The 13,838-nt window shown below is 63.6% G+C and carries 14 protein-coding genes; 6 read left to right on the top strand and 8 right to left on the bottom strand.

The genetic code is table 11. The features are described 5' to 3' along the window. The first annotated feature begins 4 nt into the window (after positions 1 to 4). A complete protein-coding gene (locus JQ611_RS20990) occupies positions 5 to 949 on the top strand; it encodes a hydroxymethylglutaryl-CoA lyase (RefSeq protein ID WP_212466454.1) in 945 nt (314 codons plus the stop codon). Positions 950 to 990: 41 nt separating this feature from the next. Here the strand turns inward: JQ611_RS20990 and nikR are convergent, their stop codons facing one another. Beyond that, positions 991 to 1,434 carry a nickel-responsive transcriptional regulator NikR gene (gene nikR, locus JQ611_RS20985; RefSeq protein ID WP_212264108.1) on the bottom strand — a complete coding sequence of 148 codons (444 nt, stop codon included), beginning with the start codon at positions 1,432 to 1,434 and terminating at the stop codon, positions 991 to 993. 186 nt (positions 1,435 to 1,620) lie between these two features. On the opposite strand from nikR, the gene JQ611_RS20980 reads away from it, so the two are divergent. Then, complete coding sequence (locus JQ611_RS20980) at positions 1,621 to 3,765, top strand: TonB-dependent receptor (protein ID WP_212466473.1); 2,145 nt, start codon at positions 1,621 to 1,623, stop codon at positions 3,763 to 3,765. Positions 3,766 to 3,768: 3 nt separating this feature from the next. On the opposite strand, the gene JQ611_RS20975 is transcribed toward JQ611_RS20980, so the two are convergent. After that, entirely contained in the window at positions 3,769 to 4,764 is a 996-nt protein-coding gene (locus tag JQ611_RS20975; RefSeq protein ID WP_212264107.1) for a YiiX/YebB-like N1pC/P60 family cysteine hydrolase, read from the bottom strand. A gap of 185 nt (positions 4,765 to 4,949) precedes the next feature. Here JQ611_RS20975 and JQ611_RS20970 point away from each other — a divergent pair, with 185 nt between their 5' ends. Together JQ611_RS20970 and JQ611_RS20965 are read left to right on the top strand one after the other, a co-directional pair. Further along, positions 4,950 to 6,368: an NAD(P)/FAD-dependent oxidoreductase gene (locus tag JQ611_RS20970; protein ID WP_212264106.1), complete on the top strand. Its 1,419-nt coding sequence runs from the start codon at positions 4,950 to 4,952 to the stop codon at positions 6,366 to 6,368. Beyond that, positions 6,368 to 7,036: an ATP-binding protein gene (locus JQ611_RS20965; RefSeq protein WP_212264105.1), complete on the top strand. Its 669-nt coding sequence runs from the start codon at positions 6,368 to 6,370 to the stop codon at positions 7,034 to 7,036. Before JQ611_RS20970 ends, JQ611_RS20965 begins: the two co-directional genes overlap by 1 nt. A 144-nt stretch (positions 7,037 to 7,180) precedes the next feature. Here JQ611_RS20965 and JQ611_RS20960 read toward each other — a convergent pair whose 3' ends face one another. From JQ611_RS20960 to pheS, 4 genes are read right to left on the bottom strand one after another with little or no spacing between them, the layout of a single operon-like run. Next, a complete protein-coding gene (locus tag JQ611_RS20960; protein ID WP_212264104.1) occupies positions 7,181 to 7,951 on the bottom strand; it encodes a sulfite exporter TauE/SafE family protein in 771 nt (256 codons plus the stop codon). Between the two features lie 59 nt (positions 7,952 to 8,010). Next, positions 8,011 to 10,419 carry a phenylalanine--tRNA ligase subunit beta gene (pheT, locus tag JQ611_RS20955; protein ID WP_212264103.1) on the bottom strand — a complete coding sequence of 803 codons (2,409 nt, stop codon included), beginning with the start codon at positions 10,417 to 10,419 and terminating at the stop codon, positions 8,011 to 8,013. Beyond that, positions 10,416 to 10,826, bottom strand: a complete 411-nt coding sequence (locus tag JQ611_RS20950) for an endonuclease domain-containing protein (RefSeq protein WP_312012088.1) — start codon at positions 10,824 to 10,826, stop codon at positions 10,416 to 10,418. Before JQ611_RS20950 ends, pheT begins: the two co-directional genes overlap by 4 nt. Further along, positions 10,823 to 11,905, bottom strand: coding sequence for a phenylalanine--tRNA ligase subunit alpha (gene pheS, locus JQ611_RS20945; RefSeq protein ID WP_192736190.1), 1,083 nt, complete (start codon positions 11,903 to 11,905; stop codon positions 10,823 to 10,825). Before pheS ends, JQ611_RS20950 begins: the two co-directional genes overlap by 4 nt. 145 nt (positions 11,906 to 12,050) lie before the next feature. On the opposite strand from pheS, the gene JQ611_RS20940 reads away from it, so the two are divergent. Beyond that, the gene (locus tag JQ611_RS20940; RefSeq protein WP_212466453.1) at positions 12,051 to 12,455 is read left to right on the top strand and encodes a hypothetical protein; all 405 of its coding nucleotides are present in this window, start codon (positions 12,051 to 12,053) and stop codon (positions 12,453 to 12,455) included. Between the two features lie 18 nt (positions 12,456 to 12,473). Here JQ611_RS20940 and rplT read toward each other — a convergent pair whose 3' ends face one another. Further along, positions 12,474 to 12,833, bottom strand: a complete 360-nt coding sequence (gene rplT, locus JQ611_RS20935) for a 50S ribosomal protein L20 (RefSeq protein WP_192736192.1) — start codon at positions 12,831 to 12,833, stop codon at positions 12,474 to 12,476. 80 nt (positions 12,834 to 12,913) lie between these two features. Beyond that, positions 12,914 to 13,114 (bottom strand): 50S ribosomal protein L35, encoded by a 201-nt coding sequence (gene rpmI, locus JQ611_RS20930; protein ID WP_008539890.1) that lies wholly within the window; start codon positions 13,112 to 13,114, stop codon positions 12,914 to 12,916. Positions 13,115 to 13,379: 265 nt separating this feature from the next. Between rpmI and JQ611_RS20925 the strand changes: the two genes are divergently transcribed. Further along, a complete protein-coding gene (locus tag JQ611_RS20925; RefSeq protein ID WP_212264100.1) occupies positions 13,380 to 13,799 on the top strand; it encodes a hypothetical protein in 420 nt (139 codons plus the stop codon). Positions 13,800 to 13,838: the final 39 nt, after the last annotated feature.

Below are 13,838 nucleotides of genomic sequence, written 5' to 3'. Positions count from 1 at the left end.
TGCCATGACCCGTCTTCAGGACGTCTATCCCGACAACAAGATCATTCTGCGCGAAGTCGGTTTGCGCGACGGGTTGCAGCTGGTGAAGAAGTTTCCGTCCACCGCCGCCAAGCAGCGCTGGATCCGCGACGAGTACGCCGCCGGCGTACGGCATTTCGAGGTCGGCTCGTTCTTGCCCGCGAAAACCTTTCCGCAATTCACCGATGTGCGCGACATCATCGCGACCATTGCGTCGCTGCCGGGTGCCTATGGCATCGCGCTGACGCTGAACGAGCGCGGCGTCAACGAGGCGCTGGAATCAGGGGTGGCTGAAGTGGCCACCGTGGTCTCGGCGACCGAAGAGCACAGCCAGGCCAATGCCAACCGCTCTCGCGAATCCGCCATCGCCAACGTCAGGCGGCTCTGCGAGCTCCGCGACGCAACCGCCCACAAGCCTGTCGTGAACGCCGCGATCTCGATGGCGCTGGGCTGTTCGATCGTCGGTGCCGTCGACCCGAATGAGGTGATCAAGATCGCGGAAAAGCTGTTCGAGGCCGGTGTCGACATGGTCGCGGTCGCCGACACCGTCGGCTATGCCGGGCCGAAGCAGGTCGGGGAATTGACGGCGGCGGTGGTGAAGATCGCGGGACCAAAGCCGGTCTGCATTCATCTGCACGACACCCGCGGCATGGGCATCGCCAACGCTTCGGCCGCGCTCGACGCCGGCGCGCGCGTGCTGGATGGATCGCTGGGCGGTCTCGGCGGCTGCCCGTTCGCGCCGGGCGCGACCGGAAATGTCGTGTTCGAGGACCTCGTGTTCCTGTGCGAGAGCAAGGGCTTTCCGACCGGCATCGATATCGAAAAACTGGTCGCGGTGCGATCAATCCTGAAATCGGAAATGCCGGACGAGCAACTCTATGGCGGCATGGCGCGTGCCGGACTGCCGTGCGGGACGGCGAAGGCGGCGTGATTCTTCTCCCTCGCCCCGCCCTTGCGGGGAGAGGTGACCCTTCATCCGTGTTTATGCCCACCCTTGCGCGGCTTCTTGTCCGCTGCCGTGGTCGGGATCATCACCACGCGGCCGTAGCGCACGCCGCGCTCGGCGATGATGTGGTCAGCGAAATGCCGGACCTCGCCGCTTGAACCCTTCAGCGCCGTGACCTCCATGCAGCTGTCGTCGTCGAGATGGACGTGCAGCGTCGCCAGTGACAGATCGTGATGGCCGTGGAAATTCTGCACCAGCCGCTTCGACAGATCGCGCGCGGCATGGTCGTAGACATAGACCAGCGCGGCGACGCATTGCCCTGACGGCGCGGCGTCCTCGGCGCTTTGCTGCAAACCGGCGCGGGCGAGATCGCGGATGATCTCGGAGCGGTTCTGGTAGCCGCGCGCCTCAGCTGCGGCGTCGATCTCGGCGAGCAAATCGTCTTCGATCGTGATGGTGATCCGTTGCATCTTGAGATTCCGTGCTTTCGGCGGTATGACATTTATATTGTATCGTCATACCGGGCTTGCTAGCGTGAGGGGCCGGGTTGTGTAGCGCAGTCGCTCTCGGACTGTAGCAGTTATCATGCGGGGTCACGGCGGGTGCGTAGAGTCTTGTTGCGGATATTTTCCGCTACGGCTTCTTCTGCCGTCGTGATGCTCCCCGCCGAGGCGCAAGAGCGGGCGTCTCAGCCTGGCCAGCTTCCGCCGGTAACCATCACCGCTTCCGACCCAACGCCCAAGCGGGCCGCTCGGTCGAAACCATCGCAAAATCGTGGTGCTGGAAATAGAACCGCCATTCGCTCGAACCAGCCAGTTGCCGCGGGTGCCAGCGGTGTATCGCCTGGTACTTCACCCGATGGCGCCGCTGCCTTGCAGCCAACCGCCGCCAGCGCCGTGCGCATCAGCGGCGCGGAAGTGAATGCCGTCCCCTTTCTGCGGCCCGGTGAGGCGCTCGAGGTCGTGCCCGGGCTGATTGTCACCCAGCATTCCGGCGAGGGCAAAGCCAACCAGTATTTTTTGCGCGGCTTCAACCTCGATCACGGGACCGACCTCTCGATCAAGGTAGACGGCATGCCCGTCAACATGCCGACACATGGCCACGGACAGGGCTACGCGGACATCAACTTTCTGATCCCCGAGCTGATTCAGTCGCTGAATGTCCGCAAGGGTCCGTACTTCGCAGATGTCGGCGACTTCAGCTCCGCCGGTTCCGTCGAAATCGACTACCTCACCAGGCTGCCGAAAAACCTGGCCGAGCTCACCATTGGCAGCTTCGGGTATCGGCGCGGGGTGGCCGCCGGTTCAGTCGCGGTCGGCGCGGGTACGCTGCTCTCTGCCATCGAAGGCGTGAAGTACAACGGTCCATGGGACGTGCCGGACGATGTGCGCAAGATCAACGGCGTCATGCGCTACAGCCAGGGTACCGCGACCGACGGATTGACGCTGACGGGCATGGCCTATTCCAACGCCTGGAATTCGACCGATCAGGTTGCGCAGCGCGCCATCGACCAGGGCGTGATCGGCCGCTTCGGCACGCTCGATCCGACCGATGGCGGTGTGGCCAGCCGCTTCAGCCTGTCCGGCAATTTTACGCATTCGAGCGAATACGGGCAGAGCAAGATCAACGCCTATGTCGTCCGATCCAACTTGCAGCTCTACAACAATTTCACCTATTTCCTCGACGACCCCGTCAATGGCGACCAGTTCAACCAGCTCGACAGCCGTACCCTCGGCGGCTTCGATGCACGGCACGCCTTCGATTGGCGCCTCGGCGGACTTGAGACGCAAACACGCATCGGCCTGCAAAGCCGTTATGACGATATCCATGTCGGCCTGTTCAAGACGCAGCAGCGAGGTTGGCTTTCGACCGTGCGCGAGGACCGCGTAAGGGAAGGCAATGTCGGCGTCTGGATGGACAGCACCACACGCTGGACAGACTGGTTGCGTACCACTGTCGGCATTCGCGAGGATGTCTTTGCCGGCAGCGTTCTGAGCGACACGCCTGAAAACTCCGGCAATGCGCAGGCTTCGATTGCGAGCCCGAAGGCCGGCATCGTGCTTGGACCCTGGTACAAGACGGAGTTTTATGGAAATGCCGGCTACGGGCTGCACAGCAACGACATCCGTGGCGCGACGATCACGGTCGATCCGATCGACAAGGTAACGCCGCAGGATCGCGTGCCGCTGTTGGTGCGGTCGAAAGGCGCCGAACTTGGCGTCCGCACCAGGGCGATCGATGGACTCACAAGCTCGGTCGCGGTCTTTGTGCTCGACTTCGATTCCGAACTGCTGTTCGTCGGCGATGCCGGCACCACCGAGGCCAGCCGGCCGAGCCGCCGGGTTGGCGTGGAGTGGACCAACAAGTACAGACCGGTGCCGTGGCTGACGTTCGATCTGGATGTTGCGTATACAAGCACCCGCTTTACCGATTTCGATGTCGCGGGCGATCGCATCCCCGGTGCGCCGGCCTGGATTGCGAGTGGTGCGATCACCTTCGGCAATGAAACCGGCTGGTTCGGCGCGCTGAAGGGACGCTATTTCGGCCCGCGTCCGCTGATCGAGGACGACAGCGTGCGTTCGCTGTCATCGCTGATCTTCAATGCGCGCGCCGGTTATCGGTTCGACAATGGACTGCGCCTGCAGCTCGACGTGCTCAATCTCTTCAACGCGAAGAGCAACCAGATCGAGTATTATTATCTGTCGCGGTTGCCGGGCGAGCCGATCGACGGTGTTGCCGATCGCCATGTGCATCCGGCGGAGCCGCTCGCGGTGCGGCTGACGCTGGCGGGGAGATTTTAGAACCTACGCCGCCTCAATAACCCTGTTGCGCGGACGGGCGCGGCGTTGCGGCGGGCGGACCGGGACATATTCGACGGCGAGGAAATGCTCCGACACGGTCACGCGTTCGACCATGGTCGTTTGCACGGTGACGTCGCTCATTTCTTCAGCCGAAACCGGAACCGGCGCCTCTTCGTTAGCCTCCTCAGGAACAAGCGACGGCGACTCGACTTCTGGAAACACACCGAATTCGCCCGCTACCTCCTGGAGCGGCTTCTGCTTGTCGGCCCAATGCAGGGCCAGATAGTCGAAGCCGTGCACGATGGTGGGTTTGACGACTTCGAAATAGGGCGAGATATCGAAATCGCGCGGCATATAGAGCGACGAATCGCGAATGTGGAGAATCTCGCGCCGGGCCTTTCGCGAGGCGGCGCGCGTGATCTTGGGCAGGATCGGATAACGCACGGCGTCGAACGCCTGCGCGATCAGGGCCGAGCAGATGATCTTGGTGGGATCGCCTGAACCGAACGCGATCAAGCGCCGCCGCCAGCGCTGCGGCACCGGCAGCGGGAACAGATATCGCGCCAGGTCGACGATGTTCTTGGTGTCGTAGCCGAAGCCGATCCGGTTGATGGCGTAACGGCACACCGTGACGCGGTCCTCATAGGACAGTCCGACGGGTCGGCAGAGGCGGGTGTGATAGGGATAATATTTCGACAGCGGCGCCGAGGTCACGCCTTCGCCGATATTGGCTTCGATCAGGACATGCGGCTCGCCGTCCGGTTCCGTCGCGCCGTCGATCGGGCCGACATAGAGCGCGGCATGCGACCAGGTCGATTGCGTGAGGTATTTGATGATACCGGAAATGCGGTTGTTGCCTTCGACCAGCAGCACGTCGCCGGGCTCGATGACGCCGCGCAGATGCTCGGGATCACTGGGCGTGAACGGTTCATAGCCCGGGACTTCCTTCTGCAGGTAGCCCGCAATCAACTGGCCGATCGTATCGAGCATTACGCCCATGAAATCCCCCCGCGGTTCTTTGACCGCTTTTATGTTCCATTAGCATGGTCGCAAGCCGTTTCAATTTAGTTCATGCGTGAAGCGGGTCAATCATGATTGATTTACCATGAGTGTTGCTGCGCACGGTGAGATGCGGCAGAGTTCGCTAGCTGTTCTCTTTGCTTCAAGGCCCCGGAAACCATGACATGACAATGACTCGCCGCGATTTCCTCTCGGCGTCCGCTGGCCTAGCGGTGATGCCGGTTTTCGGTGGGCGGGCAGGGGCCGCGCCCCTGCCACGCGAGGCTGACATTGTCGTGATCGGCGCCGGCGCCGCCGGTATTGCTGCGGCGCGGCGGATCATGGCGGCGAACCGCAAGGTGATCGTGGTGGAAGCGGCAAGCCAGGTCGGCGGCCGCTGCCAGACCGATACCACCACCTTCGAGGTGCCGTTCGATCGCGGCGCGCGCTGGATGCACAATCCCGAAACCAACCCGATGATCAAGCTCGCGCGATCCGCCGGGCTCGAGATCGTCACCGCGCCGTCGGGCCAGAAAATCCGCATCGGCCGCCGCAACGCCCGCGCCGGCGAGACCGAGGAGTTTCTTGCAGCTCTGGTGCGCGCCAACCGCGCCATCGACGAGGCCTCGCGCCGGTTCGACGTCTCCTGCGCCTCGGCGTTGCCGAAGGATCTCGGCGATTGGGCGGGCACCGCCGAATTCGTGCTCGGCGCCAATTTCGCCGGCAAGGACCTGAAGGATATCTCTGTTGTCGACAAGGTCCGCGCGCAGGATCGCAACATCGCGATCGCCTGCCGTCAGGGGCTGGGGACGCTGATCACGAAGCTCGGCGAGCAGGTGCCGTTGGCACTGTCGACGCCGGCGAACCGGATTTCCTGGGGCAGCCGCGACGTTGCGGTGGAAACGCCGTCCGGCAAGATTGTCGCGCGTGCCGCCGTGGTGACGGTTTCGAGCAACGTGCTGGCGGCGGGCAACATCAAATTCACGCCCGACATTCCCAAGCGCACGCTGGATGCCGCCGCCAAACTGAGCCTCGGCAGCTTTGACCGCATCGCGCTGCAAATGCCGGGCAATCCGCTCGGGCTCGCCCGCGACGACATCATCATCGAGCAGAGCAATTCGACGCGCACAGCCTTGCTGTACGCCAATATGGGGTCGTCATCGCTGTGTTCGATCGACGTCGCCGGCTCGTTCGGCCGCGATCTCTCCGCGCAGGGCGAAAAGGCCATGATCGCGTTTGCGGTGGAGTGGTTGACCAAGCTGTACGGCAGCGAGGTTGCCGCGGCGGTGAAGAAATCGAGCGCGACGCGCTGGAACGCCGCGCCGTTCGCGCTCGGTGCGATGTCCGCGGCCGGGCCGGGCGCGCAGGCGTCGCGAAAGGTTCTGGCCGAGCCGTTCGGCTGCATGTATCTTGCCGGCGAAGCCACGCATGAGACGCTGTGGGGCACGATCGACGGTGCCTGGGAAAGCGGCGAGCGCGCCGCCGAAGCGGCGTTGCGCAGGATCGGCGCGTTGAAAGATCCCGAACCCGCAGCGCCGCCACCGAAGCAGCGGCAACGCGCACCGCAGCCGAAGGCGGCAATGCCATCCTCGCAGTTCAACTGATGACGCGACCGAAGGCGCTGATCTCGTGGTCGAGCGGCAAGGACAGCGCCTTTGCGCTGCACGAAGTGCGGCGCGCGGGCGAATTCGATGTGGTCGGCGCCTTGACCACCGTGACGGAGACCTTTGGCCGCGTTTCGATCCATGGCGTGCGGCAGGAGATCCTGCAGGCGCAATGCGAAGCCGCGGGCCTGTCGCAACGGATCGTGCCGATCCCCTATCCTTGCCCGAACGAGATCTATGAGGCCCGCATGGGCGAGGCGGTCGCGCAAGCCGTGGCTGACGGCGTCACGCACATGATTTTCGGCGATTTGTACTTGCGGGACATCCGCGCCTATCGCGAAGCGAAACTCGCCGGCACCGGGATCGCGCCAATCTTTCCACTCTGGGACCGGCCAACGCCCGAACTGGCGCGCGCGATGATGCAAGGTGGTCTGGAAGCCTATCTTGCGACCGTCGACATAAAGAAGCTTTCGGCGGAATTCGCGGGCCGCAAATTCGATGCGCAGCTGTTGGCGGACTTGCCTGATAGCGTCGATCCCTGCGGCGAGAACGGCGAGTTTCACACCTGCGTGGTGGCGGGGCCGATGTTTTCACATCGACTTTCCGTCAGCATTGGCGAGCGCGTCGATCGCGATGGCTACGCCTATTGCGATCTGGTGCTGAAATAAATGTCGTCCCGGCGAAGGCCGGGACCCATACCGCGTGATCTCACGATAAAGCAAAAGTAGCAGATACCTTCCGCCAAACTGCGGCCGCGGCGTATGGGTCCCGGCCTTCGCCGGGACGACGATGCATATTGAATCGCGCTGCAACTACCGCAGCACGCCATCCAGCGCCGGCAGGCCGGCGATCACGGCCATCGCGATCAGCGCGTAGCAGATAGCGCGGAACAATGCCTCGCTGGCGCGGCCGAACAAGGAGGCGCCGAGCCAGACGCCGATGCCGTAGACGGGCCCGACCACCAGCGAGAATTTGATCGCATCCATCGTGATCAACCCGGTCAGGCTGTAGCTGACGACCGAGAAGAAATCCGAGGCGCCGAAGAACAGCAGGATGTTCGCCCGTGCGATGCTGGAGGCGATCGGCCGGCCGAGCCAATAGCCGACGATCGGCGGCCCGCCGGTCTGCGCCAGCCCGCTGCAAAAGCCGGATACGCCGCCTATACCGACGGAAATCGCGGCGTGGTCCTTGCCCCGGTAGCGCCAGCCAGAGAGCAGCAGCAAGAGCAGCGCAAACACGAAGGCGGAAATGATCCAGCGTGTGGTGACCGGCTCGAGCCGGCTCAGGAAATAGGTTCCAATGGGAACGCCGATCAGGGCGCCGAACACCATCACCGCGGTCGCCCTGCGGTCGGCTTGTTTCCATGCGTTCGGAACCAATGGTGCAGCCGCGATGAAATCGATGATCAGCAGCAGCGCCGCTACCAGCTGTGGCGCCGCCATGCTGCTCGCCAGCGGCATGAAGATCAGCGCCGAGCCGAAACCGGAAAACCCGCGCGCCAAGCCGGACACGAAAGCAATCGCGCAGATCGCGATTGCGGCGGCGAGGCTGACGCTGGCGGGGATGAGGCCTTCGAGGCTCATGTTCTGTTTCTAGAACGTATTTTTGGGCGTGATGTCCGAACCGCTCACGCCTTTCGGCATCATGCCCGCAACGTGCCGCCGGTCTTCTTGGTCACTTCGGCCACGATCTTCGCCGCCACCGCGTCGATCTCCTGGTCGGTGAGCGTTTTCTCGCGCGGCTGGATGGTCACGGCAATCGCGACGGACTTCTTGGCCTCATCGATGCCCTTGCCCTCGTAGACGTCGAACACGGTGACCCCAGTGATCAGCTTCTTGTCGACACCCTGCGCGGCGCGCACGATATCGCCCGCCTTGACGGCGCGATCGACGATGAAGGCAAAATCGCGCGACACCGGCTGGAACGCGGAGAGTTCAAGCACCGGTTTGGCGCGGGTCGGCTTCTGCTTGGCGTCGGGAATGCGATCGAGGATCACTTCGAACGCGATCAGTGGGCCGTCAGCGCCGAGCGCCTCCAGCGTGCGCGGATGCAATTCGCCGAAATAGCCGAGCACGTTTTGCGGCCCGATCTGGATGCTGCCGGATCGTCCCGGATGCAGCCAGCTCGCGCCGCCCGGCACGACCTGCAGCGCCTGCATCGGCGCGCCGGCGGCGGCGAGCACCGCGAACGCATCAGCCTTGGCGTCGAGCGCGTCGGTCTCCGCCGAGCCGGACCAGTGCCGCCCCATTCCCTTGGCGGAGGCAAAGCCGTGGCGCACGCCGGAAGCCGCGACCAGCTGGTCTTCCGGCTTGTCGCCCTTGAACACCTGGCCGACCTCGAACAGCGCGACATCGGACGAGCCGCGATTGGCATTGGCCTGCGCGGCGGCGATCAGGCCGGGCAGCAGGCTCGGCCGCATGTCGGAAAGGTCTGATGCGATCGGATTGGCGAGCGCGAGCTCGGCCTGTCCGCCGCCGAACAATTCCGCTGCGGGCTTTGAAATGAACGACCACGTCACGGCCTCAACCATGCCGCGGGCGGCCAGCGCGCGCTTGGCGCGGCGGGTGCGCAGCTGGATCGTGGTGAGCACCGGCTTGCGCGGCGCGTCACCGCGCTCGAACGGCGTCATTGGCACCTTGTCGACGCCGACGATGCGTACGATCTCCTCGACGATATCGGCCTTGCCTCCGATATCCGTACGCCAGGAGGGCACGGCGATCTTCACGATCGGACCGCTGCCGGCCACCATGAAGCCGAGATGGCTGAGGATGCGCTTCATCTCGACCAGCGGCACTTCGATGGCGGCGAGGCGCTTGACTTCGCTCAGCGGGAAGTCGATCACGCGATCTTCGCCGAAGGGGTTGCCGACGACGACGTTCTCCGACGGCGTGCCGCCGCACAGTTCCATCACCATTTTGGTCGCGAGCTCGAGCCCGGGCACCATGAACGCCGGATCGACGCCGCGCTCGAAGCGATAGCGCGCGTCCGAATTGACGCCGAGCTTGCGGCCGGTCTGCGCGATGTTGATCTCGTTCCACAGCGCCGATTCGATCAGCACGTCGGTCGTGTTCTCGTCGCAGCCGGAGGCTTCGCCGCCCATGATGCCGGCCAGTGACTCGACGCCATGCTCGTCCGCGATCACGCAGATACCGGGATCGAGCGTGTAGGTGCGGCCGTCGAGCGCCAGCAGGCTCTCGCCGTCGCGCGCGCGGCGCACGGTGAGATTGCCCCTTACCTTCTTGGCGTCGAACACATGCAGCGGCCGGGCGCGGTCGTAGGTCATGAAATTGGTGATATCGACCAGCGCGTTGATCGGACGCAGCCCGATCGAGGTCAGGCGCTTCTGCAGCCATTCCGGCGACGGGCCGTTCTTGACGCCGCGCACCAGCCGCAGCGCGAAGCCGGGGCACAGCGTGGCGTCTTCCACCGTCACCGTCACCGGGCAGGGGAACTCGCCCTTGATCGGGCGGATACCGGGATCCCTGAACTTGCCCATGTCGGCGGCGGAAAGATCGCGGGCGATGCCGTGCACGCCGGTGCAATCCTGCCGGTTCGGCGTCAGGTTGATCTCGATCACGGGATCGCCGAGCCCGGCCCATTGCGCGTAGGGCGCACCGACGGGCGCATCGGCCGGCAGCTCCATGATGCCGTCATGGTCTTCGGAAATCTGCAGCTCGGCCGCCGAGCACAGCATGCCGCGGCTCTCGACGCCTCTGATGGTGCCGACGCCGAGCGTGATGTTCTTGCCGGGAATGAACGTGCCGGGCGGCGAGAACACGCTGATCAGCCCGGCGCGCGCGTTCGGCGCGCCGCAGACCACCTGCACCGGTGCGCCACCATCGCCGGTATCGACCATGCAGACACGCAGGCGATCCGCATTCGGATGCTGTTCGGCCGAAATCACCCGCGCAATCGAGAACGGCGCCAGCGCTTTGGCCTTGTCGTCGATCTGCTCGACCTCAAGCCCGATCATGGTGAGCTTGTCGGCAAGCTTTTCCAGCGGCTCGTCGGTGTCGAGATGTTCCTTCAGCCAGGAGAGCGTGAATTTCATGACGGTTGCTTTTCTTGCTCCCTCTCCCGCTTGCGGGTCGAGACGAGCGGAGCTCGCTCTTTGAGGGTCAGGGTGGGGGCTCTCTCCGCGACGGCGGCGGCAATTGTTTCAAGGACGCCTGCGCGATTCGTCATCACGTCATGATTGCTAAAGCGAAGCACCTGGAAGCCTCGGGCTTCAATCACGGACGATCGAACGGCATCAGCCTGCTCGGCTTGATCTGAAAAATGCTGCCCGCCATCGAGCTCGACCACCAGCTTTGCTGTATGACAGGCGAAGTCGGCGATGTAGTTCTTGATCGGCACTTGGCGCCGGAAGCCTATGCCGTTCAGCTTGTGATCGCGGAGTTCAGACCAGAGTATGCGTTCAGCATCGGTAGAATTCTTTCGGAGTTCGCGCGCGCTCACGTGCTCAATCCTCCCGCCAGCGTCGGGATGTCGAGGGGCTTGAAGCCGTAATGGTTGAGCCAGCGCACGTCGCTGTCGAACAGCTGCCGCAGATCCGACATGCCATACTTGAGCATCGCGATGCGATCGATGCCCATGCCCCAGGCAAAGCCCTGATAGACGTCGGGATCGATGCCGCAGGCGCGCAGCACATTCGGATGCACCATGCCGCAGCCGAGAATCTCCAGCCAATCCTCGCCTTCGCCGAAGCGGATTTCACCCTTGTCGCGCCGGCACTGGATGTCGACCTCGAGCGAGGGCTCCGTGAACGGGAAGAACGACGGGCGGAACCGCATGTTGATGTGGTCGACCTCGAAGAACGCCTTGCAGAACTCGTGCAGGATCCATTTGAGGTGGCCGAGATGCGAGCCCTTGTCGATGACGAGGCCCTCGACCTGGTGGAACTGCGGCGTATGCGTCGCGTCGGAATCGATGCGATAGGTGCGGCCCGGGCAGACCACGCGGATCGGCGGCTTCTGATTCAGCATGGTGCGCACCTGCACCGGCGAGGTGTGGGTGCGAAGCAGCATGCGCGAATTGTCCTGCTTCGGATTGAAGAAGAACGTGTCGTGCATCTCCCGTGCCGGATGGCCTTCGGGGAAATTCAATTTGGTGAAGTTGTAGTCGTCGGTCTCGATATCGGGACCTTCGGCGATCGAAAATCCCATGTCGGCGAAAATGACGTTGACCTCTTCGAACACCTGGCTCAGCGGATGGATGCGGCCCTGCTCGGCCACCGCGTCGCGCAGCGGCAGCGTGACGTCGATGGTCTCGGAAGCGAGGCGGGCGTCGAGGGCTGCCGATTTCAGGATATCGCGGCGCGCGGTCAGCGCCTGCGTGACCTTGTCTTTGGCGACGTTGATCGCGGCGCCCTGGGTCTTGCGCTCGTCCGGCGACATTTTGCCGAGCGTTGCCAGCAGCGCCGAGATCGATCCCTTCTTGCCGAGTGCGGCAACGCGCACCGCTTCGAGCGCGGCTTCATCGGCGGCGGTAGCGATATCGGTGAGGATGGTCTGTTCGAGTGTGGTGAGGTCGGACACGGTCAAATCTCTTTCGCAAAAGGCCGCCGGTTGTCGCCGCTCCCGGGCTAAAACGTCAAGCAAAAAGCCCGTAACTGAAGCAGGCGGCTTTTGAACCCTCGATCCCGCACGCTCTACTCACGGTGAGTTCGAGAAGGAGCAATTGATGCGTTTTGGACCTGGGGTGGCCGTTCTGGCCCTCGTTCTGTCGTTTGCCGCACCCGCCGCCGCCGAGGACTGTCCGGCGAAGTCGAGGGACGACGTCTTGGCTGCGATGAAGGCGGCGAGCTGCAACCGTGCCATGCAAATCGCCTCGGCCTGCTCAGGCGGGGCCACCGGCGACGTTGGCCTCACCGACGCCGTTGAAACGAAATGCGAGGGCGACTTCCTCGCCCGCCTCAAGGCGCAGCAGAAAAGGGCCTATCAGCGCGAAAAGGATGCCTGCGACCGCAAGTACAGCGGCGAGGAGGGCACCATGTATATTTCGTTCGCTGCGTTCTGCCGGGCGAAGGTCGCCCAGCGTTACTCGCAGCGTGCGCTGAAAGCTGCGAGCCCTGCACGGGCTCGCTGACGCCTCAAGTCGAGCACCTCAGGCTGCGAGCGCAGCCTTGGCCTTTTCAGCGATCGCCTGGAACGCCGCCGGCTCGGTGATAGCGAGATCCGACAGCACCTTGCGGTCCACCGTGATGCCCGACTTCGAGAGGCCGTTGATAAAGACGCTGTAGGTCATGCCGAACGGACGGACCGCGGCATTGATGCGCTGGATCCAGAGCGCGCGGAACGTGCGCTTCTTGCGCTTGCGGTCACGGAAGGCATATTGCCCGGCCTTTTCGACCGCGGCCTTGGCGGCGCGGATGGTGTTCTTGCGGCGGCCGGAAAAGCCCTTGGCGGCCTTGTAGACTTTCTTGTGCTTGGCGTGAGAGGTCACACCGCGTTTGACGCGAGACATGACTGCTATCCTTAAAATCTGAAATCAGGTGACGGATTGCCGCGCGCACGCGGCCGGCTAAATCGGAAACGCGAGCGCGATCAGGCGTTCGGCAAGAAGTACTTCTTGACGTTGTCGCCGTCGGTCTTGAACAGCACGCGCGTGCCGCGGAGCTGACGAATCTGCTTCTTCGTCCGCTTGATCATGCCGTGGCGCTTGCCGCGCTGGGCGTGCATCACTTTGCCGGTGGCAGTCACCTTGAAGCGCTTTTTAGCGCCTGACTTGGTCTTCAGCTTGGGCATTTGGCTCTCCTATGGCCACAGGAAAACGCGCCCCGAGGGGCGCTTTTGCGGCTTAAAATGCTCGTTAGAGCGTTGAAAGTGCTCAGGTTTTTTCGAAAACGAAACCACCCGCACGGGGTCATCGACACGGCAGCCCTTAATCAGCCGGGCGATGAAGGCTGGGCTTATGGCAGACCAGACGCATGTTTGCAACGTTGAACCGGTAAACCCTGTGCTGTGACGAAGTCGTTGATGTGATCCCAGTCTCAGCCCGAACAGGACCAAAATGACCAGGTTTCATCGTTCCATTTCCCGCTTCCCCATCTTTTCCCACTTTTCGACCCTGCGCTGGCTCCCCGTGTTCGCGGCGCTTGCCGTGACCGTGGTGCCCTCCACCGCCGACGCGGCCAGAGCCTCAGGCGCCTACAACGGCACCTGGAACGTGGTGTTCGCCACCACCCGGGGTAATTGCAGTTCCGGCTACAGCGTCCCGTTCCAGGTGATGGGAACCCGGGTGTCATCGGCAGGCGGGGGCAGGGTCTCCGGCTCGGTCAGCCGTGGCGGCGCGGTTGCCGTCAACGTGTCGGTTGGCGCATCCAAGGCCAGCGGCGGCGGCCGGCTCGCCGGCACCAGCGGCGCCGGCTCATGGAGCGGCATCATCACCGGCGATCGCTGCAGCGGCACCTGGCAGGCCACCCGCAGCTGATTTTTGCCGTATCCGCCGCATTGGCTGTAGCTTGACGAC

Origin of the sequence: Bradyrhizobium sp. AUGA SZCCT0182, from assembly GCF_018130185.1 — a bacterium.
GTDB lineage: Bacteria > Pseudomonadota > Alphaproteobacteria > Rhizobiales > Xanthobacteraceae > Bradyrhizobium.
The sequence above is the reverse complement of the archived record's forward strand: the minus strand, read 5'-3'. Positions and strand labels throughout refer to the sequence as shown.